Here is a 22,154-nt window from a genome sequence, read left to right as displayed (position 1 = left end):
GCCCAGGTCGGAACGGATTGTCAGTGGCATACCGCACGATGGGCACATACGGCATCCCGTAGCAGGGCATGCCGTCCGTAGACGACAGGAGGTTCGTCATGGCCAGCTACCACGCAGCCGCCGCCCGTCGGCGCCGCGCCACCGGCCCTGCCCCCTCACTGACCGGACCGGCGAGCGACGTTCACCCCGTGCTGCGCCGGGCCACCGCCCCGCCCGCGGCCCTGGACCTGCTAGCCCAGGCCCGCGCCGGACTCGACGAGGCCGCCGTCCTGGAGACGCCGAACGAGCGCTATGCGACGGCGCATCTCGCCGCCCTGCGCACCGCCGCCGCGGTGCTCGCCGCCCGCGGACGCCCGGAGACCAGCGCCCGGCGCCGGGCCCGCATCCGGAGCGCCTGGGAAGTGCTCCCCGAGATCGCGCCCGAACTCGCCGAGTGGAGCGCGCTGTTCGCCTCCGGCGCCCGGCGCCGCGCGCTGGCCGAGGCCGGCATCCAGGGCGCGGCCAGCCGCCGGGACGCCGACGACCTGATACGCGACGTGGCGATGTTCCTGCGCCTCGTCGAGCGCATGCTCGTCCTGCAGCCCGTCCTGCCGCAGCCGCGCCAGGACGCCGACCGGCCGGAGCACGGCCCGGACGACCCCCACGACATGCCGGACGCGGGGTGAGCGGCCTGCACCGGTGCGCGGCGCGGCCGGGCACGCCACCGCGGTGACCAGGGACGGCGGACAGGCAATAGGGTGGAAGACGCCTGAGGCCTTACCGTCCCGCCACCCCGGGCCGGAAGGCAGCCCGTTCGCTCCGCCCCGCACAGGCGGTGCCGCGCCGAGGAGTCAACTGCCGTGTCGGACCCGATGCGCCCGCCCGTCTCCCACCAGCACGCCCACACCGCGTCGCTGCGCTCCGATCCCCCTCGGCCGCGTGCCTCGCTGCGTACCGCCGTGGTCTGGGAGGTCCTCCAGGACGCCCTGGACCGCCTGGTCAAGACCACCGGACGGCAGACGCTGGACGTCCTCGACACCGGAGGCGGCAGCGGCAGGTTCGCGGTGCCCGTCGCCCGCCTCGGCCACCAGGTCACCGTCGTGGACCCCAGCCCGAACGCCCTGTTCGCGCTGGAGCGCCGGGCCGCCGAGGCCGGCGTCGCCGACCGCGTCCGGGGCGTCCAGGGCGACGCCCACGGCCTGTTCGACGTGGTCGAGCGCGGCGGCTACGACGTGGTGCTGTGCCACGGCGTCCTGGAATACGTCGACGACCCGGCCGAGGGCCTGCGCAACGCGGTCGCCGCCCTGCGTTCCGATGGCGTCCTGAGCCTCCTCGCCGCCGGCCTCGGCGGCGCCGTCCTCGCCCGCGCCCTCGCGGGGCACTTCAAGGAGGCCAAGCAGGCCCTGGAGGACCCGGCCGGCCGGTGGGGCCAGGGCGACCCGATGCCGCGCCGCTTCACCGCCGGGCAGCTCACGGAGCTGGTCGAGGGCGCGGGCCTGCGGGTGGGCGCGGTGCACGGCGTGCGGGTCTTCGCCGACCTCGTGCCCGGGGTGCTCGTGGACACCGAGCCGGGTGCCCTGGAGGCCCTGCTGAAGCTGGAGGAGGCGGCGGCCGAACTGCCCGCCTTCCACTCCGTGGCCACGCAGCTGCACGTGCTGGGGGAGACGCGGGGGGCAGGCGAGGCCTGAGTGGCTGCGGTGCCGCGCCGCTGATCAGGGACTTGTGTGCGGATGGAGTACGCCACAGGCCACCCGATCGGGCGGGTAGCGCCGTATGATCGGAGGAGACCGCCCGGCATGACGGGTCGGCCGCTGGGGAATGGAAGACTCAGCGAGCCGGGACGTCCATGGCGGGTTCCGGTTGGCCAATTGGCGCAGAGGGGCGGGTTTCACGGGGGCGATTCCCTGCCTATCCTGAAGGGACCCCCCGGGTCGCCCCGGCGACTGCACGATGAGGAGGACTCCGTGCCGCTCTCGGAGCACGAGCAGCGCATGCTCGAGCAGATGGAGCGAGCGCTGTACGCCGAAGATCCCAAGTTCGCGTCGGCGCTCGAGGGAAGCGGGCTGCGTACGTACACCCGGCGGCGGGTCTACCAGGCGGTCGCGGGCTTCCTCGTAGGTATCGCGCTCCTCATGGCCGGAATGGTCGCGAAGCAGGTCTGGCTCAGTGTGGTGGGGTTCCTCGTCATGCTGGGCTGCGCCGTGCTCGCCGTGACCGGCTGGCGCAAGGCCCCCAAACCGGGCGAACACCCCGCCGGCGCGCCGCACGGGCGCCGTCAGGGCCGGCCGAAGCGCTCCATGATGGACCGCATAGAAGAGCGCTGGCAGCGGCGCCGCGACGAGCAGGGCCACTAGCCGCTTCCGGCCGACGCATCCCCAGACATCGCAGAGGGGGTGACCACCACGGTGGTCACCCCCTCACGCATACCCCGCCCCGCGCACACAGGCGCGGCATCACGCCGCCTACCGCCCGGTGCGAGCCTGCGACTCGGTGCCTGCGGTCGGGTGCCTGCGGTCGGGGGCCTGCAATCCCGTGATCGCGACCCGGCGCCCACTATGCGGATCCCGAAGGCCGGTGCGCTTCGGCCTCCTGCCCGCGATCTGCGTCCGCGGCCCGGGCGGCTGGTGGACCGACGCCCGCGACGCACCGCCCGCGGCTCGGTGCCTGTGGCCCGGCGGCGTGGCCGGGTGTCCGTGGCTGGCGCCAGTGGTCCGGCGTCCGTGACTGGCGCCAGTGGTCCCGCGTCGGCGGTCGGGCGCCTGCTGCCCGCGCCTGCGAGTCGGCGTCCGCGATGCGGCCCTTGCGGCTCGGTGCCTGTGGCCCGGCGTCCGCGATCCGGTGTCCGTGGCCCGGCGCCAGCGGCTCGGCGTCGGCGGTCGGGCGCCTTCCGGGCTGGCATCTGCGAACCGGCGCCTGCCGGGCCGGGGTCCGCCGGCCCGGGGCCTGCGGTCCGGCGGGCGCCGGCCTGCGGCTCGGTGTCCGTGGCCCGGTGTCTGCCGGACCGGAGCCTGCGGTGTGGCCGGTGTCTGCGAGTCGGGTCCGCCGGGGCGGTGGTCGGGGCGTTGGTGGTCAGTTGGTGTGCTGGCCTGAGGGGCGGTGGGGCAAGGTGGACCAGCGTTCGGCGGTGCGGGTCTTCAGGGCTGTCCATCGGTCGGCGAGTTCCCACAGGGCGCGGACGGCCGAGCGGGGTGCGATCACCGCCCGTACCCGCGTGGTGCGGCCGGCCCGGGAGCGCAGTGCCGCGCGCATGCGGCGGACGGCGTCGGGAAGGCCCGGCACGGCCTGCGGGCGGGGAGCGAACAGGACCTGCTCCACGGCGCCCGCGACCCGGTGCACCGACTCCGCCGCCACCGGGTCCAGCTGCCCGAGCCGTACGATCCGCGCGGCCGCCTTGCGCGGGGTCAGCGCGTCGTCCGGCACGATGCCGTAGTCCCAGGCCGTGTCGACGAGCTCGCGCCAGACGGCCAGCACCTGGCCCGCGGCCGCCTCCGCCACGTACCCGGCATCCGGCTCGACCCCGCCCGACGCGGCGTGCTGGGCGGACGCCAGCCGCACCGAGCGCCGTCGCAGCCGCCAGACCATGGGCAGCAGCGGCACGGCGACCGCCAGCAGGCCCAGCAGGGCCCAGCCGCCGATCTGGTACCAGGGCGGGCCGGCGTCGTCCTTCTGCGTCGGCCCCGCCGGCAACGCGCTGCTGCACGCCTCCAGCTTCTTGTCCTCCGCCCCGCAGCCGGCGCTCGCCGAAGGCTCCGCCGACGCGGACGCGCCCGCCGACTGCGAGGGCCGCGCCACGTCGGGGAGACTGTTGCCCGGCGTGTCCGTCTGCGTGTACGCGGGAGTCGAGCCCCGGCTCGGGGTCGGCTCGAAGCGGGTCCAGCCCACGCCCTCGAAGTACAGCTCGGGCCAGGCGTGGGCGTCCTTCAGCCCCACCGACACCGAGCCGTCCGCCTGCGGTGTCCCCGGCGCGAAGCCCACCGCGACCCGGGCCGGTATGCCGAGGCTGCGGGCCATCGCCGCCATCGCGAAGGAGAAGTGGACGCAGAAGCCCTGCCTGTCCTTCAGGAAGCGGGCGATCGCCTGCGGCCCGGTGCCGACCTGCACCCGGGTGTCGTAGTCGAAACCGCCGGTCACGGCGAAGTAGTCCTGGAGCCTGACCGCCTGCTCGTAGTGGCTCGCCGCACCGTCGGTGACCTCGCGGGCGGTCCGGGCGACCACCGCGGGCACGGAGTCCGGCAGCTTGGTGTACTCGCGCTTCAGCTCCGCGGACGGCTCGGGCGCTTCGGCGAGCTGCTGCGCCGTCGGCTCCACGTCCAGGCTCTTGACCAGGTAGGTCTTGCCCCGGGTGGTCTGGCCGTGGTCGCCGACCAGCGTCATGCCGACCGGTTCGTAGCGCCACCTGCCGTCGATCTCCACACCGCTGGGCGGGTAGGGCATCGGCAGCCAGTCCTGGGCGTACCAGTCGGCCGCCGTGATACGGGTCCGGATCTGCGTGCGCCGGACGTCCGCGCCGAGACCGGCCGGCGTCGGGAACTCGTCCGGCACACCCTCGATGTGCCGCTTGGCCGGCTTCCACGTGCTGCCGTCGAAATCGTCGAGGGAGACGATCCGCAGGTACAGGTTCGAGATGTCGTCGCTGTCGGTCTTCAGGGACAGGACCTGACGGTCCGAGTCCACGTTCAGGCTGTCGCGCAGCGACACCAGCGGGTTCACCGCGGAGATCGTGCCGCCGCTCCCGCTGCCTGCGCCGACCCCCGTGCCGGCGCCGTCCAGCAGACCGCCGTTCATCGCGGGCAGGGCCAGCGGCGCCGCGAGGGCGATGCCCAGCGCGACCGCGCCGATGCGCCGTCCGGTGCGGACCGGCGCCACCGCGCCGCTGTCCCGGCCGGGCGTGCGCGGCACGGTGGCGAAGACGCGGCCCCACTGCGAGAGCCGGTCCCGGCCCTCGGCAAGCAGCAGCATCAGGTAGCCCGCGGCGGCGACGAGGAACCACAGCCAGTCGGCGCCGCCGTCGGACAGACCCGCGGCGACCGAGTACAGCGCCAGCAGCGGCAGTCCGGCCGGGGCTGCGCTGCGGAACGTCACCGCCACGGTGTCCACCGCGAGGCCGATCACCAGGACCCCGCCGATCAGCATCAGCCGTATGCCGGCGGACGTCAGCGGGGCCGGGACGGCGTACCGCGCGATGTCGTCGGCGCCCTGCCGCAGCAGGTCGGCGAAGTGGCGGAAGGCCTCCGGACCCGGGACGAAGCCGGCCACGGCCTGCGCGCGCGCGAAGACCAGGGTCAGCAGCATCAGCGTCACCAGCGCCTGCGCCGCGATCGTCAGCGGCCGGGCCAGCGGCACCCGCCGGGTCGCCGCGCCCACGCCCGTCTGCACCGCCAGGAGGACGGCCGCCTGCAGGATCCAGGTGGCCGGGTCGACCAGGGGCAGCAGGGCGCACGACGCCATCAGCGTGGCCGCCCAGGCGCACAGCGCCAGTCGTGCCCGCCCGCTCATGAACCCGCCCCCTCCGTGCTTGTCCCGCCCGCCCCCTCCGTGCTTGTCCCGCCCGCCCCCGCCATGCTTGTCCCGCCCGCCCCCTGCGCGCTCGTCCCGCCCGCAGCGGCCAGGCCCGTGCGCTCACGGTCCGCCTGCCGCCACAGCGCGTCCAGCGAAGCGCCGCGCGGCACGCCCAGCGCCGTCCAGCCCGCCTCCCGCAGCATCCGCAGCCGCTCCCCGCTCCGGTCCGGCAGCCCGGGCACGTCGGTCGGCTCCCGCACCCACGAGCCGCTGTCCAGCACGAACGCGAGGGCGCCTCCGCTGCGCTGGCGCATCTTGGCCGCCACCGCGGCCTGCTCCTCGTCGAGGTCGCCGAAGAAGGCCACCAGCAGCCCCTCGTTCCCGCCGCGCAGCACGTCGTACGCCCGCGACAGGCCCGTGCCGTCCGAGTGGTCGATCACCGCGAGGGTGTCCATCATCAGCCCGGCCGCGTCGGCCGTCTCCTGGCTCGCCCCGGCGAACCCGTCGGCGCCCTCGCCGGGCACCGAGTTGCCGGTGTCGGTCAGCAGCCGCACCGAGAACCCCCGCTCCAGCATGTGCACCAGGACGGACGCCGTGCCCGAGACGGCCCACTCGAAGGCGGAGTCCGGGCCCGCGCCCCGGAAGGCCAGGCCCCGGGTGTCGAGAAGGACCGTGCAACGGGCGCGCTGGGGCTGCTCCTCGCGGCGCACCATCAGCTCCCCGTAGCGGGCGGTGGAGCGCCAGTGGACGCGGCGCAGGTCGTCGCCGTGGCGGTAGCCGCGCGGGATGACGTCGTCCTCGCCCGCCAGGGCCAGCGAGCGCTGCCGCCCGTCGCCGTACCCCTTGGACTCGCCGCTCAGCCGCACCGGCGACAGCGCCTCCACCCGCGGTATCACCGTCAGGGTGTCGTACGTCGAGAACGACCGGGTCAGCTCGCACATGCCGAACGGGTCGGTCAGGCGCAGCTGCAGCGGGCCCAGCGGGTAACGGCCGCGCAGGTCGGAGCGGACGCGGTAGGAGACCTCGCGGCGGCCGCCCGGTTCGACCCGGTCGAGCACGAAGCGGGGCCGCGGGCCGAGCACGTACGGCACCCGGTCCTGGAGCATCAGCAGCCCCGTCGGCAGCCGCGAGACGTTGTCCATGCGCAGGTGGACGCGGGCCTCGCTGCCGGCGGGCACGCGCGCGGGGGAGAGGCGCCGGCTGCCGGCCACCCGGTAGCGGGTGCGGTAGAGGACCAGCGTGCAGACCAGGGGCAGCGTGGCGAGCAGCAGGCCGACCCGGAGCAGGTCGCTCTGCCCGAGCACGTAGGCGCAGACGGCGGCCGCGACACCGGCCGCCAGGAAGGAGCGCCCGCGGGTGGTCAGGCCCGCCAGGGCGGCCCGGACGCCGCCCTTCTCGCCGCGGTCGGCCTCCGGGTTCCCGGCCTGGCCGGTGGTCATCACAGCGTCCGCGGCTGCCGGCCGTACGCCGGGCCGTGGCCGCCGAAGCCGTGCTGCTGCTGGGGCGCCGCGGGCACCGGCGTGCGCTGCAGGATCTCTTGGACGACCTGCTCCGCGGTGCGGCGGTTGAGCTGGGCCTGGGCGGTGGGCAGCAGACGGTGGGCCAGTACGGCGACGGCGAGCGCCTGCACGTCGTCCGGCAGCGCGTACTCCCGCCCGCCGAGGGCGGCGGACGCCTTGGCCGCGCGCAGCAGATGCAGCGTCGCGCGCGGGGATGCGCCGAGTCTGAGGTCGGGGTGGGTACGGGTGGCGGCGACCAGATCCACCGCGTACCGCCGGACCGTTTCGGCGACGTGCACGCCGCGGACGGCCTCGATCAGCTTCACGATGTCGTGCGCGTGCGCCACCGGCTGCAGGTCCTCCAGGGGGGACACCCCGCCGTGCACGTCGAGCATCTGCAGCTCGGCCTCCACGCTGGGGTAGCCCACCGACACCCGGGCCATGAAGCGGTCGCGCTGCGCCTCGGGCAGCGGGTAGGTGCCCTCCATCTCGACCGGGTTCTGCGTGGCCACCACCATGAAGGGGCTGGGCAGCTCGTAGGTCTGCCCGTCGATGGTGACCTGGCGCTCCTCCATCGACTCCAGGAGGGCCGACTGCGTCTTCGGCGAGGCGCGGTTGATCTCGTCGCCGATCACGATCTGCGCGAAGATGGCGCCCGGCTTGAACTCGAAGTCGCGGCGCTGCTGGTCCCAGATGGACACGCCGGTGATGTCCGAGGGCAGCAGGTCGGGCGTGAACTGGATACGCCGCACCGAACAGTCGATGGACCGCGCGAGCGCCTTGGCCAGCATCGTCTTGCCCACACCGGGGACGTCCTCGATGAGCAGATGGCCCTCGGCGAGCAGCACGGTCAGCGAAAGCCGTACGACCTCGGGCTTGCCCTCGATCACTCCTTCCACGGAACTGCGGACCCGCTCCACAGTGGAAGTCAGATCACCAAGGCTCGCTCGATCGTCATAGGTCGTCACCCGGCCCTCCTCGGCCCGTTCTTTCTCCGGGCCGACGCGCCGCGATGCGGAACGGCCCACCCCTGGAACACGGACACCACACGTGAATGGTTCCGTGTGACACCCCACCACGCATTCTTGCTGCCGTTACCGATTCGTGTCACTCGCCTGTGGACAAGTGCTTTCGATATGTCGGGTCTTACGACCTTTTGGGCAGCCCGCGGGCGGAATCGGCAACGGAACGACGACGACGGCGGCGGCGGACGGTGACGAGGGGTGGGGCCGGTGCTCAGGACGGGTCGATCTCGCGCAGCAGACCCGTCTTCACGTCGAAGACGAAGCCGCGCACGTCGCCGGTGTGCAGCAGGAACGGCGAGGTGCGCACGCGCTGCATCGACTGCCGCACGTCCTGGTCGACGTCCCGGAATGCCTCGACGGCCCAGGCCGGACGCTGGCCGACCTCCATCTCCAGCTCGTGCCGGAACTCCTCGGTGAGGGACTCCAGACCGCAGCCGGTGTGGTGGATGAGGACCACGCTGCGCGTGCCGAGCGCGCGCTGGCTGATGGTGAGGGAGCGGATCACGTCGTCGGTGACGACGCCGCCGGCGTTGCGGATCGTGTGGCAGTCGCCCAGCTCCAGGCCGAGCGCGGCGTGCAGGTCGAGGCGGGCGTCCATGCAGGCCACGACCGCGACCTGGAGGACCGGGCGGGCGTCCATCCCGGGGTCGGTGAAGGCGGCGGCGTACCGCTCGTTGGCCTCGACGAGGCGGTTGGTGACGGTGTCGCCCGTTATGGCGCTCTGGGGGTTTGCGGGAACCGATGCAGAAGTCGTCATACCCATGACGGTACTGGTCACCCGCTGTCCGGTCGCGGTGTGAGGGTGGGAAAAGAGCGTCATCACGTTCTTCTTGTGAGGTACCCCACAGGGGTGACGGGAGGGCGGCCGTGCGGGTGCTTTTCGCTGATTTGCCGCTTCGCGTGCCCGCCGGACCACGACGCGCAGGCCGGTTGATTGACCGTGGGACCAGGTGGACTAAAGTGGCGCGAAAGCGGGAGGCGAGGCTCTCCCTGCTGGACTGAAACCCCGGAGACCCCGGCGACCACCCGGAGATCTCCCCACGTGCGCGGCGCGTACGTACGGCTCGGCCTCCTCCCGCTCTCCGGTCGGCTGACGCTTCCGGCGCCGGCGGGCCTCCCCTCCGCGCGGGGGTCCCCGGCGTCAGCCGGGGAGGGCGTGGACCCGGCGGTGCGTGCGGCCCCGCCGGACCTGAGAGGGCCCCTTGAGCAGCCAAAGTCGACACGTCCCGGTGATGCTCCAGCGGTGCCTGGACCTGTTGGCCCCCGCCCTGCAGCGGCCGGGAGCGGTGGTCGTCGACTGCACGCTGGGCCTCGGCGGCCACAGCGAGGCGCTGCTGACCCGGTTCCCGGAGGTCCGGCTCGTCGGCCTCGACCGGGACAAGGAGGCGCTGCGGCTGTCCGGCGAGCGGCTGGCCCCGTTCGGCGAACGGGCCACCCTCGTGCACGCCGTGTACGACGAACTGCCCGAGGTGCTGCGCCGGCTCGGCATCCCGCGTGTGCAGGGCGTCCTGTTCGACCTCGGCGTCTCCTCCATGCAGCTGGACGAGGCCGACCGCGGCTTCGCCTACGCCCAGGACGCCCCGCTCGACATGCGCATGGACCAGACGACCGGCATCAGCGCCGCCGAGGTCCTGAACACCTACCCGCCGGGCGAACTCGTCCGGATCCTGCGGGCCTACGGCGAGGAGAAGCAGGCCAAGCGGATCGTGTCCGCCGTCGTGCGCGAGCGGGAGAAGGAGCCGTTCACCACCAGCGCGCGGCTGGTGGAAGTGATCCGGGACGCGCTGCCGCAGGCCGCCAAGCGCACCGGCGGCAACCCGGCCAAGCGCACCTTCCAGGCCCTGCGCATCGAGGTCAACGGCGAACTCGCCGTCCTGGAGCGGGCGATCCCGGCCGCCGTGAAGGCGCTGGACGTCGGCGGACGGATCGCCGTGCTGTCGTACCACTCGCTCGAGGACCGACTCGTCAAGCAGGTGTTCGCGGCCGGAGCCGCCTCCACCGCGCCGCCCGGGCTGCCCGTCGTCCCGGAGCGCTACCAGCCCCGTCTCGAACTGCTCACGCGCGGCGCCGAACTCCCCACCGAGGAGGAGGTCGCCGAGAACCGCAGGGCGGCCCCGGCACGACTGCGCGGTGCCGTGCGGGTCCGGGAGGACGCCGAATGAGCCGGGGCACGGGACACCTGAGGAGTGAGTACGGCGGGGAACCGGACTCACTGGAGGGCGCGTGAGCACCAAACCCGAACCCAGGAAACCCGAACCGAGGAAACCCGAACCGAGGAAACCGGAACGCAAGACCCCGGAACGGAAGACCCCGGAACGCGAGAAGCCGGAACGCCGGAAACCCGAAGCGAACAAGCGCGAACCGGGGAAACGCGAACTGCGGAAACGCGAACCCGATGAGCCGGGGGCCGGGGCCGGGAGGCCCGAGCCCGGCAGAACGGCGAAGAAGCCCCAGCTGCGCGGCCGGGCGGCCCGGCTCGCGCGGCTCATCCCGGGCGCGACCGGACAGGGGCACGCCGCCCGCACCCCCTTCGTCCTGCTCGTCGTCGTCCTCCTCAGCGGCGGCCTGCTCGGGCTGCTGATGCTGAACTCCGCGATCAGCGAAGGCTCGTTCAAACTGGACGACCTGCAGAGGGACACCAAGAACCTCACCGACGAGCAGCAGGCGCTCCAGCGGGACATCGACTCCTACTCCGCCCCCGACGCCCTCCAGCGCCGTGCCCGCGAACTCGGCATGGTCCCCGGCGGCGACCCCGTCTTCCTCGGCCCCGACGGCACCGTGAAGGGCGTCCCCTCCGCCGCCGCCCGGCAGTCCGCGGCCCGCGCGCCCGGCGTCGTGCTCCCGCCCGAGGCCCTCGCCGCGACCTCCGTCCCGGCGGCCGCCCCCGCCCCGACCACTAGCCCCGGCAGGTGACGGAAGTGTCCGACAGGCAACCGCCGCGCCGCCGGGTCCCCGGCCCCGCCCGGCCCGAGCGCTCCGCCCGGCCCGTCGTCGGCCAGCGCCGTCCGGGCGCGGGAGCCCGCCCCGCCCGCCGCCCGGCGCCGGGCCGCGGCACCGCCCCGCGCCCGCTGAAGCTGGGCAATCCCCGCCCCCGCCTGCGCATGGTCGGCGTCGCCCTGGCCCTGGTGCTGACCGCGTTCACCGTCCGGCTGTTGCAGGTGCAGGCCGTCGACGCGAGCACGTACGCGGCCAAGGCCGAGCAGAACCGGTACGTGGGCCACGTCCTGGCCGCCGCCCGCGGCGGCATCACCGACCGCAACGGGGTGGCCCTCGCCACGAGCGTGGACGCGTACGACATCACCGCCGACCCCACGATGTTCACCCGTAAGCAGCTGAAGGTCGGCGACGGCCCCGAGCAGGCGGCCGCGCTCCTCGCGCCGATCCTCGGCCAGGACCAGCAGACGCTCGTCAGGAAGCTGCGCCCGAAGAACAAGAAGCTGCAGTACGTCCTGCTGGCGAGCCGGCAGACCCCGCAGGTGTGGACCCAGATCAAGGACCTGAAGTCGGCGCTCGCCGCGAAGTCCGGGACGGACGCCTCCACCGTCAACGTCCTCGCCGGCGTCTTCTCCGACCCCAGCAGCAAGCGGGTGTACCCCAACGGCGACCTCGCCGCCGGGATCCTGGGCTGGGTCAACGCCGCGGGCAAGGGCGGCGGCGGCATCGAGCAGCAGCTCGACAAGCAGCTCACCGGCAAGGACGGCAAGATCCGCTACGCCCAGTCCGGCGGCCGGCAGGTGCCCACCGCGGGCTCCACCGAGACGCCCGCCGTGCCCGGGGCCGACGTCGAGCTCACCATCGACCGCGACATCCAGTGGGCCGCGCAGCACGCCATCACCGAGCAGGTGAAGAAGTCCAAGGCCGACCGCGGCTACGTCATCGTCCAGGACACCCGCACCGGCGAGATCCTCGCCATGGCCGACTCGCCGGGGTTCGACCCCAACGACCTGACGAAGGCCGACTCCTCCGCCATGGGCAACGCGGCCCTGCAGGACGCCTACGAACCCGGCTCCACCGCCAAGGTGATGTCGATGGCCGCCGTGCTGGAGGAGAACGTGGCCACCCCGCTGACGCACGTCGTGGTGCCCAACCGGCTGCACCGCGGCGACCGCCTCTTCAAGGACGACATCGACCACGCGACATGGAACCTGACGCTCAACGGCGTGCTCGCCAAGTCCAGCAACATCGGCACCATCCTGGCCACCGGCCAGCTCGGCAGGACCCAGCGGCAGGCCAACAAGGTCCTCTACTCGTACCTGCGCAAGTTCGGCCTCGGCAGCTACACCGGGCTGGATTTCCCCGGCGAGACGAAGGGCATCCTCGCGCCGCCCGACCAGTGGTCCACCTCGCAGCAGTACACGATTCCTTTCGGCCAGGGCGTGTCGATCAATGCGATGCAGGCGGCGTCCGTCTACTCGACCATCGCCAACGGCGGCGTACGCGTGGAACCCACCCTCGTGCGCGGCACGAAGGGAGCCGACGGACGCTTCGAGGCCACGCCGAAACCCGGGAAGACACGGGTCATCAGCGCGAAGACGGCCAAGGCCCTGGCCGAGATGCTGGAGTCGGTCGTGGACGACCAGGAGGGCACCGGCACCAAGGCACGCATCCCCGGCTACCGCGTCGCGGGCAAGACGGGCACCGCGAACCGGGTGGATCCGGCCACCGGCAAGTACCGCGGTTACACCTCCTCGTTCGCCGGATTCGCCCCCGCCGACAAGCCCCGCATCACGGTCTACTGCGCCATCCAGAACGCCACCGAGGGAAGCTACTTCGGCGGCCAGATCTGCGGACCCATCTACAAGCAGGTGATGGAGTTCGCGCTGAAGACCCTCCAGGTGCCGCCCACCGGGACCAAGCCCGCCAACCTGCCCGTCAGCTTCACACCCTGATCAGCGCCGACCAGCCAGGACCCTCCGTGACCATGATCACTCCCGACCCCGGGAACCAGACGCCGCCCACTCCCTCGCTTCGCCCGCAGGCGGGTGCGCCCGGTACGCTCACCGCCGTGCCACACGCTGATCAGTACCAAACCACCCAGAAGGGCGTATCCGTGACATACCCGGGTCCGCCCAGACCGGTGCGGGTCCCCGCGACACCCCTCGCGGAACTCGCCGGTCAGCTGGGTACCGCCGTGCCGGAGACGACCGCGGAGGTCACGGGCATCACCCACGACTCACGAGCCGTGCGCCCCGGCGACCTCTACGCCGCGCTGCCCGGAGCCCGGCTGCACGGCGCCGACTTCGCGACCCAGGCGGCCGGCCTCGGAGCCGTCGCCGTGCTCACCGACCCGGCCGGCGCCGAGCGCGCCGCCGCGACCGGCCTGCCGGTCCTGGTCGTCGACGACCCGCGGGGGCGGATGGGCGAACTGGCGGCCGCCATCTACGGCCACCCGGGCCGCGACCTGCTCCAGATCGGCATCACCGGCACCTCCGGCAAGACCACCACCGCCTACCTCGTCGAAGGCGGCCTGCGGACCGCGCGGAAGACCGGCCTGATCGGCACGGTCGAGATGCGCGTCGGCGACGAGCGCATCAAGTCCGAGCGCACCACGCCCGAAGCGACCGACCTGCAGGCGCTGTTCGCGGTCATGCGCGAACGCGGCGTGGAAGCCGTCGCCATGGAGGTCTCCAGCCACGCGCTGGTCCTCGGCCGGGTCGACGGCTGCGTCTTCGACATCGGCGTGTTCACCAACCTCAGCCCGGAACACATGGAGTTCCACTCCGACATGGAGGACTACTTCCGGGCCAAGGCACGGCTGTTCACCCCCGAACGCAGCCGCCTCGGCGTCGTCAACACCGACGACGAGTACGGCCGCCGGCTGGCGAAGGAGGCCGGCGTCCCGGTCGTCACCTACTCCGCCGAGGGCCACCCCGACGCCGACTGGCGCGCCGAGGACGTCGAGATCGGGCAGCTGGACTCGAGGTTCACCGTGGTCGGCCCCCAAGGCGAGCGCATCGCCGCCAGGTCGCCGCTGCCGGGCCCCTTCAACGTGGCCAACACCCTCGCCGCGATCGTCGCCCTCGCCGCGGCGGGCCTCGACCCGCAGGCCGCCGCCGACGGCATCGCCGCCGTGCCCGGCGTGCCGGGCCGCCTGGAGCGGGTGGACGCCGGGCAGCCCTACCTCGCGGTGGTCGACTACGCCCACAAGACGGACGCCGTCGAATCGGTGCTGCGCGCCCTGCGCAAGGTCACCGAAGGCCGGCTGCACGTCGTGCTCGGCTGCGGCGGAGACCGGGACCGGACGAAGCGGGCCCCGATGGGCGCCGCGGCGGCCCGGCTCGCCGACACCGCCGTACTGACCTCCGACAACCCCCGCTCCGAGGACCCCCTGGCGATCCTCGCGACCATGCTCGAGGGCGCGGCGTCCGTTCCGGCGCACGAACGCGGCGAGGTCCAGGTCTTCGAGGACCGGGCCGCCGCGATCGCCGCGGCCGTCGCCCGCGCCCGGCCGGGCGACACGGTGCTGGTCGCCGGGAAGGGCCACGAGCAGGGCCAGGACATCGCCGGGGTGGTCCGTCCCTTCGACGACCGCCAGGTGCTTCGCGAAGCTATCCAGAAGACCCAGGGATGAACTTGTGATCGCCCTCTCCCTCGCCGAGATCGCAGAAGTCGTCGGCGGGCAGACACACGACATACCGGACCCGTCCGTCCTGGTGACCGCCTCGGTCGTCCGGGACTCCCGGGAGGTGCAGCCCGGAAGCCTGTTCGTCGCCTTCGTCGGCGAACGCGCGGACGGCCACGACTTCGCCCGGCAGGTCGTCGAGGCGGGCGCGGTGGCCGTGCTGGGCTCGCGCCCCGTCGGCGTGCCCGCGATCGTCGTCGACGACGTCCAGGCGGCCCTCGGCGCCCTCGCGCGGCACGTCGTACGACGCCTCGGCGCGACCCTCGTGGCACTCACCGGCTCCGCCGGCAAGACCAGCACCAAGGACCTGATCGCCCAGGTGCTGCGCCGCAAGGCGCCGACGGTGTTCACCCCGGGCTCGCTCAACAACGAGATCGGGCTGCCGCTCACCGCCCTCAGCGCCACCGAGGAGACGAAGTTCCTGGTGCTCGAGATGGGCGCCCGCGGCATCGGCCACATCCGGTACCTGACCGGCCTGACGCCCCCGCGGATCGGCCTGGTGCTCAACGTCGGCACCGCCCACATCGGCGAGTTCGGCGGCCGCGAGCAGATCGCCCAGGCCAAGGGCGAACTCGTCGAGAGCCTGCCCCCGGCGGACGAGGGCGGCACCGCGATCCTCAACGCCGACGACCCCCTCGTGCGCGCCATGGCGTCCCGAACCAAGGCGAAGGTGCTCCTTTTCGGAGAATCCGACGAAGCGGACGTACGTGCCGAGAACGTGCGACTCACGGACAGCGGACAGCCCGCCTTCAGGCTTCGCACACCCTCCGGTGCAAGCGATGTGACCATGCGCCTGTACGGTGAGCATCACGTGTCGAACGCGCTCGCCGCGGCCGCCGTCGCCCATGAGCTGGGCATGTCCGCGGAAGAGATCGCCACCGCGCTCTCCGAGGCGGACTCCCTCTCCCGCTGGCGGATGGAGGTCACCGAGCGCCCGGACGGCGTGACCGTCGTCAACGACGCCTACAACGCCAACCCGGAGTCCATGCGGGCCGCGCTGCGCGCGCTGGCCGCCATGGGCCGGGGGCGGCGGACCTGGGCGGTGCTCGGCAAGATGGCCGAGCTCGGGGACGAGGCGCTCGCCGAGCACGACGCGGTCGGGCGGCTCGCCGTCCGGCTCAACGTCAGCAAGCTCGTCGCGGTCGGGGGCAGGGAAGCGTCCTGGCTGCAACTGGGCGCATATAACGAGGGTTCGTGGGGTGAGGAGTCGGTGCACGTGTCCGACGCACAGGCGGCGGTCGACCTGTTGCGCAGCGAGTTGCGCCCGGGGGACGTCGTACTCGTGAAGGCGTCCCGTTCGGTCGGTCTGGAGAGCGTCGCCCAGGCGCTGCTCGCGACCGGTACCGAGGGTGAGGTCGCCGCCCGATGATGAAGCAGATCCTGTTCGCGGGCGTCATCGGCCTCTTCCTGACCCTGATCGGCACCCCGCTGCTGATCAAGCTGCTGGCCCGCAAGGGGTACGGCCAGTACATCCGCGACGACGGCCCGCGCGAGCACGCCAGCAAGCGCGGTACGCCGACGATGGGCGGCATCGCCTTCATCCTGGCGACGATCGCCGCGTACTTCCTGAGCAAGGTCATCACCGGCTACCCCCCGACCTACTCCGGACTGCTCGTCCTCGGGCTGATGTTCGGCATGGGTCTGGTCGGCTTCCTCGACGACTACATCAAGATCGTCAAGCGGCGTTCGCTGGGTCTGCGGGCCAAGGCGAAGATGGCCGGCCAGCTGATCGTCGGCATCGCCTTCGCGGTGCTGTCGCTGATGTTCGCCGACTCGCGCGGCAACACCCCGGCGTCCACGAAGCTGTCGTTCATCACCGACTTCGGCTGGTCGATCGGCCCGGTGCTGTTCGTCGTCTGGGCGCTGTTCATGATCCTGGCGATGTCCAACGGCGTGAACCTGACCGACGGTCTGGACGGCCTGGCCACCGGCGCCTCCGTCCTGGTCTTCGGCGCCTACACGTTCATCGGCGTCTGGCAGTTCCAGGAGTCCTGCGCCAACGCCACCACGCTCACCAACCCGGGCGCCTGCTACGAGGTGCGCGACCCGCTGGACCTGGCCGTCGTCGCCTCCGCGCTGATGGGCGCCTGCCTGGGCTTCCTGTGGTGGAACACCTCGCCCGCCAAGATCTTCATGGGCGACACCGGCTCGCTCGCCCTCGGCGGCGTCCTCACCGGCCTGGCCATCCTCTCCCGCACGGAGCTGCTGGTGGCCATCATGGGCGGCCTGTTCGTCCTCATCACCATGTCGGTGGTCATCCAGGTCGGCTCCTTCCGGCTCACCGGCAAGCGCGTCTTCCGGATGGCCCCGCTCCAGCACCACTTCGAACTCAAGGGCTGGTCCGAAGTCCTCGTGGTGGTCCGTTTCTGGATCATCCAGGGCATCTGCGTCATCGTCGGACTGGGCCTCTTCTACGCGGGATGGGCAGCGGACAAGTGACCGACTGGCAGGGCAAGCACGTCACCGTCGCCGGGCTCGGCGTCTCCGGCATCCCGGCGGCCAAGGTGCTGCACGGGCTCGGCACGAAGGTCACCGTCGTCAACGACGGCGACGACGCGCGCGCGCGTGAGCAGGCCGCGGAGCTGGAGGCGCTCGGCGTCACCGTCCGCCTCGGTGACGGCGGGACCCTGCCCGACGGCACGCAGCTCGTCGTCACCGCGCCCGGCTGGAAGCCGGACAAGCCGCTGTTCGCCGCGGCCCGCGCGGCCGGCGTCGAGATCTGGGGCGACGTCGAGCTGGCCTGGCGGCTGCGCGGGCCGGACGCCGCCCCCTGGCTCGCGGTCACCGGCACCAACGGCAAGACCACCACGGTCCAGATGCTGGCGTCGATCCTGAAGGCGGCCGGGCTGCGCACCGCGGCCGTCGGCAACATCGGCGTCTCGCTGCTCGACGCGGTGCTCGGCGACGAGCCGTACGACGTGCTGGCCGTGGAACTGTCGAGCTACCAGCTGCACTGGGCGCCCTCGCTGCGCGCCCACTCCGCCGCCGTGCTCAACCTCGCCCCCGACCACCTCGACTGGCACGGCTCCATGGAGGCGTACGCCGCCGACAAGGGCCGCATCTACGAGGGCAACCGGGTCGCCTGCGTCTACAACGTCGCCGACAAGGCCACCGAGGACCTGGTGCGTGCGGCGGACGTCGAGGAGGGCTGCCGGGCGGTCGGCTTCACGCTGGGCACCCCCGGGCCGTCCCAACTCGGCGTCGTGGAAGGCATCCTGGTCGACCGCGCCTTCGTCGAGAACCGGCACAAGAACGCCCAGGAGCTCGCCGAGGTCTCCGACGTCCGCCCGCCGGCCCCGCACAACATCGCCAACGCCCTTGCCGCGGCGGCCCTGGCGCGCGCCTTCGGCGTCCCCGCCAGGGCCGTACGGGACGGCCTGCGGGCCTTCACGCCGGACGCCCACCGCATCGCGCACGTGGCCGACGTGGACGGGGTCGCCTACGTCGACGACTCCAAGGCCACCAACACCCACGCCGCGGAAGCCTCGTTGGCGGCGTACGAGTCCATCGTCTGGATCGCCGGCGGACTCGCCAAGGGCGCCACCTTCGACGAACTCGTCGCCAAGTCGGCAAAGCGACTTCGCGGCGTGGTGCTCATCGGCGCGGACCGCGCCCTGATCCGGGACGCCCTGGCGCGACACGCCCCCGAAGTACCCGTCGTCGACCTCGACCGGACCGACACTGGGGCGATGCTCCAGGCTGTCCAGGAGGCCGGTCGGCTCGCCGTCCGGGGCGACACGGTCCTGCTGGCGCCCGCCTGCGCCTCCATGGACATGTTCGCCAACTACAACAAGCGCGGTGACGCGTTCGCGGAGGCGGTTCGCGAACTCGGCGCGGGCACCTGACGACCGGCCTCGGCCACGGCGGGTGCCTCGGGACCCTTGGAGGGACGCGTGACTCGGATGTGGCCCGGGTGTGGCCGGCGGTCGCCCGCCGGCGGTGCGGGGCGGCGGCCGGCCGCCGGGGTGCCGGAGGAGGGCGTCGCGGGGACCCCTGCGCCACGGTCCGCCGACGGCCGTCCGGGGACCCGTGCGCCACGATCCGCCGACGGCCGTCCAGGGACCCATGCGCCACGGTTCCCCGGCGGCCGTCCGGGAGCGCGCCGTGCCCGGTAGCCGCACCGGCGGACGCCCGCCCGTCCAGCGGGCCGTCCGGCGTCCCGCCGCCTCCCGGCCGCCCCGCGACAACCCCGTGCGCCGCCTGTACGCCAGGGCGCGGCGCGCCTGGGACCGGCCGCTGACCGCCTACTACCTGATCCTCGGCGGCAGCATGCTGATCACGGTGCTGGGGCTGGTGATGGTCTACTCGGCGTCCCAGGTCACCGCGTTGCAGATGTCCCTGCCGGGCTCGTACTTCTTCCGCAAGCAGCTGCTCGCCGCCGTCATCGGCGGGGTGCTGCTGCTGGCCGGCTCCCGCATGCCGGTCGCCCTGCACCGGGCGCTGGCCTACCCGATCCTCGCCGGAGCGGTGTTCCTGATGGCCCTGGTGCAGGTCCCGGGGATAGGGGTGTCGGTCAACGGCAACCAGAACTGGATCTCCGTCGGCGGCCCCTTCCAGCTCCAGCCCAGCGAGTTCGGCAAGCTCGCCCTGGTGCTGTGGGGCGCCGACCTGCTCGCCCGCAAGCAGGACAGGAAACTGCTGACCCAGTGGAAGCACATGCTGGTGCCGCTCGTGCCGGTCGCCTTCCTGCTGCTGGGGCTGATCATGCTCGGCGGCGACATGGGCACGGCGATCATCCTGACGGCGATCCTGTTCGGCCTGCTGTGGCTGGCCGGTGCGCCGACCCGGCTGTTCGTCGGGGTGCTGTCCGTCGCGGCCGCGATCGGGGCGGTCCTGATCAGGACCAGCCCCAACCGCATGGCCCGCCTGTCCTGCATCGGCGCCACCGAACCGCAGTCCGGACCGGTCGACTGCTGGCAGGCCGTGCACGGCATCTACGCCCTCGCCTCCGGCGGAATCTTCGGGTCCGGGCTCGGCGCGAGTGTGGAAAAATGGGGCCAACTCCCGGAAGCGCACACGGACTTCATCTTCGCCGTCACCGGTGAGGAACTGGGCCTCGCGGGGACGCTGTCGGTGCTCGCCCTCTTCGCGGCTCTAGGCTATGCGGGTATCCGCGTGGCCGGACGCACGGAGGACCCCTTCGTCAGGTATGCCGCGGGAGGCGTGACCACCTGGATCATCGCGCAGGCGGTGATCAACATCGGTGCGGTGCTCGGCCTGCTGCCGATCGCCGGCGTCCCCCTCCCGCTGTTCTCCTACGGGGGATCCGCCCTGCTGCCGACCATGTTCGCCATCGGGCTGCTGATCGCGTTCGCGCGTGACGAGCCCGCTGCGCGGGCGGCGCTTTCGATGCGGCAACCTCGCTTTGGTAGAAAGCGGGCGGGAGGCGCCGTGCCGGCACGGGGGCCTCGGAGATGGAACACGATGCGACGGCGTGCCTCGGCGGCGCGCACGTCCGGAGAGCGGTGAATTTCGGTGCATGTCGTACTCGCCGGTGGGGGGACCGCCGGCCACATCGAGCCCGCGCTCGCCCTCGCGGACGCCCTGCGCAGGCAGGACCCGACCCTGGGGATCACGGCCCTGGGCACCGAGCGCGGCCTGGAGACCACGCTCGTTCCGCAGCGGGGCTACGAGCTCGCGCTGATCCCCGCCGTACCGCTGCCCCGCAAGCCGACGCCCGAGCTGATCACCGTCCCGGGCCGGCTGCGCGGCACCATCAAGGCGACCGAGCAGATCCTGGAACGCACCAAGGCGGACGTCGTCGTCGGCTTCGGCGGCTACGTCGCGCTGCCGGGCTACCTGGCGGCCAAGCGCCTCGGCGTGCCGATCGTGATCCACGAGGCCAACGCCCGCCCGGGCCTGGCCAACAAGATCGGCTCGCGCTACGCGGCCCAGGTCGCCGTCGCCACTCCCGACAGCAAGCTGCGCAACGCGCGCTACATCGGCATCCCGCTGCGCCACTCCATCGCCACCCTCGACCGGGCCGCGGCCCGCCCCGAGGCCCGCGCGATGTTCGGCCTCGACCCCAACCTGCCCACGCTGCTGGTCTCCGGCGGCTCGCAGGGCGCCCGCCGCCTCAACGAGGTCGTCCAGCAGGTCGCCCCGTGGCTCCAGCAGGCCGGCATCCAGATCCTGCACGCGGTGGGCCCGAGGAACGAACTGCCGCAGGTACAGCAGATGCCGGGAATGCCCCCCTACATCCCGGTAAGTTACCTGGACCGGATGGACCTCGCGTACGCCGCGGCCGACATGATGCTCTGCCGCGCGGGCGCGATGACCGTCGCCGAGCTCTCCGCCGTCGGCCTCCCGGCCGCCTACGTCCCGCTGCCCATCGGCAACGGCGAACAGCGGCTGAACGCCCAGCCGGTGGTCAAGGCCGGCGGCGGACTCCTGGTCGACGACGCGGAACTGACGCCCGACTGGGTGCGGGAGAACGTCCTGCCCGTGCTCGCCGACCCGCACCGGCTGTACGAGATGTCCCGTGCCGCCGCCGAGTTCGGCCGCCGGGACGCCGACGACCTGCTCGTCGGCATGGTGTACGAGGCGATCGCCTCGCACCCGCGCCGGTGACGCACCGGCGAGCGAGCCGGAGGGGCGCGGGCTGAGGCGCCCCGGTGGTTCTCCCCCGGGCCGAGGGCGGCCGGGGGGAGGGCCGAGCCAGGGAAAGGGAGTGTGCGTGGCCGGATCGACCACCGCCGAACGCGGTGAACGCCAGCAGGAGTCGCCCGCTGCGCTCCTGGTCCGGCGGTTCGGGCCCCGCCGGCCCCGTACGGCCGTCGTCATCGCCGCCGCGGCCGTCGTCCTCGGCGCCGCCACGCTCTGGCTGCTGTACGGCTCGCCCTGGCTGCGCGTGCGGCAGGTGTCCGTCTCCGGGACGGCGGTGCTGACGCCCGCTCAGGTACGCGCGGCCGCCGACGTCCCGGAAGGGGCGCCGCTGATCTCCGTGGACACCGCGGAGGTCGAGGCGCGGCTGCGCCGGGAACTGCCGCGCGTCGGCACCGTCGAGGTGGTCCGCTCCTGGCCGCACGAAATCGGGCTGAAAGTAATCGAGCGCAGCCCGGTGCTGATTGTCCGAAAGGGTGGGAAATTCGTCGAAGTGGACCAGGAAGGCGTCCGTTTCGCCACGGTCTCCCAGGCCCCGAAAGGCGTTCCCACGCTCGAATTGCGCCTGTCCCGCCCCGGTTCGGCGGCCGCGAGCCTGCGGCGCTTCGACGGGAAGCGGCTGGTGCGGGAGGCGGTCCGGGTCGCGGACGCCCTCCCGGCCGCCGTCGCGCGCGGCACCCGCACGGTCAAGGTGCGTTCCTACGACGACATCTCGCTGGAGTTGGGCGACGGCCGCACCGTCGCCTGGGGGAGCGGCGAGAGGGGCGCCGCGAAGGCCCGCACGCTGGTCGCCCTCATGAAAGCGGCACCCGGCGCGCGGCACTTCGACGTCAGCGTTCCCACCGCCCCCGCGTCATCGGGGAGTTGACGCACATCCGCGCAGGCCAGCACCCTGGTTGGGCAGCGCTATGCCTGATCACATAGGGT

At 73.0% G+C, this 22,154-nt stretch carries 17 protein-coding genes; 13 read left to right on the top strand and 4 right to left on the bottom strand.

What is annotated here, in order from left to right; genetic code table 11:
- Positions 1-98 precede the first annotated feature (98 nt).
- The 3 genes from AB0G63_RS06095 to AB0G63_RS06085 all read left to right on the top strand — a co-directional run bounded on the left by AB0G63_RS06095 (position 99) and on the right by AB0G63_RS06085 (position 2,333).
- Positions 99-665, top strand: a complete 567-nt coding sequence (locus AB0G63_RS06095; protein WP_360744973.1) for an SAV_6107 family HEPN domain-containing protein — start codon at positions 99-101, stop codon at positions 663-665.
- A gap of 174 nt (positions 666-839) precedes the next feature.
- Positions 840-1,667: a methyltransferase gene (locus tag AB0G63_RS06090; RefSeq protein WP_360744970.1), complete on the top strand. Its 828-nt coding sequence runs from the start codon at positions 840-842 to the stop codon at positions 1,665-1,667.
- A 276-nt stretch (positions 1,668-1,943) separates the two neighbouring features.
- Positions 1,944-2,333: a DUF3040 domain-containing protein gene (locus AB0G63_RS06085; RefSeq protein WP_324783737.1), complete on the top strand. Its 390-nt coding sequence runs from the start codon at positions 1,944-1,946 to the stop codon at positions 2,331-2,333.
- 715 nt (positions 2,334-3,048) lie between these two features.
- On the opposite strand, the gene AB0G63_RS06080 is transcribed toward AB0G63_RS06085, so the two are convergent.
- The 4 genes from AB0G63_RS06080 to AB0G63_RS06065 all read right to left on the bottom strand — a co-directional run bounded on the left by AB0G63_RS06080 (position 3,049) and on the right by AB0G63_RS06065 (position 8,759).
- Entirely contained in the window at positions 3,049-5,475 is a 2,427-nt protein-coding gene (locus AB0G63_RS06080) for a DUF3488 and transglutaminase-like domain-containing protein (protein ID WP_360744966.1), read from the bottom strand.
- Complete coding sequence (locus AB0G63_RS06075) at positions 5,472-6,917, bottom strand: DUF58 domain-containing protein (protein WP_360744963.1); 1,446 nt, start codon at positions 6,915-6,917, stop codon at positions 5,472-5,474. The genes AB0G63_RS06080 and AB0G63_RS06075 overlap by 4 nt, the downstream gene beginning before the upstream one ends.
- Entirely contained in the window at positions 6,917-7,945 is a 1,029-nt protein-coding gene (locus AB0G63_RS06070; RefSeq protein WP_360744960.1) for a MoxR family ATPase, read from the bottom strand. The genes AB0G63_RS06075 and AB0G63_RS06070 overlap by 1 nt, the downstream gene beginning before the upstream one ends.
- A gap of 268 nt (positions 7,946-8,213) precedes the next feature.
- Positions 8,214-8,759: a carbonic anhydrase gene (locus AB0G63_RS06065; protein WP_360744957.1), complete on the bottom strand. Its 546-nt coding sequence runs from the start codon at positions 8,757-8,759 to the stop codon at positions 8,214-8,216.
- Positions 8,760-9,204: 445 nt separating this feature from the next.
- Here AB0G63_RS06065 and rsmH point away from each other — a divergent pair, with 445 nt between their 5' ends.
- The 10 genes from rsmH to AB0G63_RS06015 all read left to right on the top strand — a co-directional run bounded on the left by rsmH (position 9,205) and on the right by AB0G63_RS06015 (position 22,095).
- Positions 9,205-10,164 carry a 16S rRNA (cytosine(1402)-N(4))-methyltransferase RsmH gene (gene rsmH, locus AB0G63_RS06060; RefSeq protein ID WP_360744954.1) on the top strand — a complete coding sequence of 320 codons (960 nt, stop codon included), beginning with the start codon at positions 9,205-9,207 and terminating at the stop codon, positions 10,162-10,164.
- Positions 10,165-10,456: 292 nt separating this feature from the next.
- Positions 10,457-10,915 carry a septum formation initiator family protein gene (locus AB0G63_RS06055; RefSeq protein WP_360745143.1) on the top strand — a complete coding sequence of 153 codons (459 nt, stop codon included), beginning with the start codon at positions 10,457-10,459 and terminating at the stop codon, positions 10,913-10,915.
- A 5-nt stretch (positions 10,916-10,920) separates the two neighbouring features.
- Entirely contained in the window at positions 10,921-12,891 is a 1,971-nt protein-coding gene (locus AB0G63_RS06050) for a penicillin-binding protein 2 (RefSeq protein ID WP_360744951.1), read from the top strand.
- 161 nt (positions 12,892-13,052) lie between these two features.
- On the top strand, positions 13,053-14,573 hold the full coding sequence (locus AB0G63_RS06045) for a UDP-N-acetylmuramoyl-L-alanyl-D-glutamate--2,6-diaminopimelate ligase (protein WP_360744948.1): 1,521 nt from the start codon (positions 13,053-13,055) through the stop codon (positions 14,571-14,573).
- Positions 14,574-14,577: 4 nt separating this feature from the next.
- Positions 14,578-15,993 carry a UDP-N-acetylmuramoyl-tripeptide--D-alanyl-D-alanine ligase gene (murF, locus tag AB0G63_RS06040; RefSeq protein ID WP_360744945.1) on the top strand — a complete coding sequence of 472 codons (1,416 nt, stop codon included), beginning with the start codon at positions 14,578-14,580 and terminating at the stop codon, positions 15,991-15,993.
- Positions 15,993-17,063: a phospho-N-acetylmuramoyl-pentapeptide-transferase gene (gene mraY, locus AB0G63_RS06035; protein WP_324783879.1), complete on the top strand. Its 1,071-nt coding sequence runs from the start codon at positions 15,993-15,995 to the stop codon at positions 17,061-17,063. The genes murF and mraY overlap by 1 nt, the downstream gene beginning before the upstream one ends.
- Complete coding sequence (gene murD, locus AB0G63_RS06030; RefSeq protein WP_360744942.1) at positions 17,045-18,469, top strand: UDP-N-acetylmuramoyl-L-alanine--D-glutamate ligase; 1,425 nt, start codon at positions 17,045-17,047, stop codon at positions 18,467-18,469. The genes mraY and murD overlap by 19 nt, the downstream gene beginning before the upstream one ends.
- A gap of 259 nt (positions 18,470-18,728) precedes the next feature.
- Entirely contained in the window at positions 18,729-20,093 is a 1,365-nt protein-coding gene (gene ftsW / locus AB0G63_RS06025) for a putative lipid II flippase FtsW (RefSeq protein WP_360744939.1), read from the top strand.
- A 6-nt stretch (positions 20,094-20,099) separates the two neighbouring features.
- Entirely contained in the window at positions 20,100-21,194 is a 1,095-nt protein-coding gene (murG, locus tag AB0G63_RS06020; protein ID WP_360744936.1) for an undecaprenyldiphospho-muramoylpentapeptide beta-N-acetylglucosaminyltransferase, read from the top strand.
- A gap of 106 nt (positions 21,195-21,300) precedes the next feature.
- Positions 21,301-22,095 carry an FtsQ-type POTRA domain-containing protein gene (locus AB0G63_RS06015; RefSeq protein WP_360744933.1) on the top strand — a complete coding sequence of 265 codons (795 nt, stop codon included), beginning with the start codon at positions 21,301-21,303 and terminating at the stop codon, positions 22,093-22,095.
- Positions 22,096-22,154: the final 59 nt, after the last annotated feature.

Source organism: Streptomyces sp. NPDC020996 (genome assembly GCF_040641355.1).
In the GTDB taxonomy this organism is placed as follows: Bacteria; Actinomycetota; Actinomycetes; order Streptomycetales; family Streptomycetaceae; genus Streptomyces.
Note: the sequence above shows the minus strand (reverse complement) of the source record. Positions and strands in the feature narration are given on the sequence as shown.

What these genes read in the sequence shown, in the direction of transcription:
- AB0G63_RS06095 (WP_360744973.1), top strand. Translation starts at nt 99, where the DNA reads ATGGCCAGCTACCACGCAGCCGCCGCCCGTCGGCGCCGCGCCACCGGC.
- AB0G63_RS06080 (WP_360744966.1), bottom strand. Translation starts at nt 5,475, where the DNA reads ATGAGCGGGCGGGCACGACTGGCGCTGTGCGCCTGGGCGGCCACGCTG.
- AB0G63_RS06075 (WP_360744963.1), bottom strand. Translation starts at nt 6,917, where the DNA reads ATGACCACCGGCCAGGCCGGGAACCCGGAGGCCGACCGCGGCGAGAAG.
- AB0G63_RS06065 (WP_360744957.1), bottom strand. Translation starts at nt 8,759, where the DNA reads ATGACGACTTCTGCATCGGTTCCCGCAAACCCCCAGAGCGCCATAACG.
- mraY (WP_324783879.1), top strand. Translation starts at nt 15,993, where the DNA reads ATGAAGCAGATCCTGTTCGCGGGCGTCATCGGCCTCTTCCTGACCCTG.
- murD (WP_360744942.1), top strand. Translation starts at nt 17,045, where the DNA reads ATGGGCAGCGGACAAGTGACCGACTGGCAGGGCAAGCACGTCACCGTC.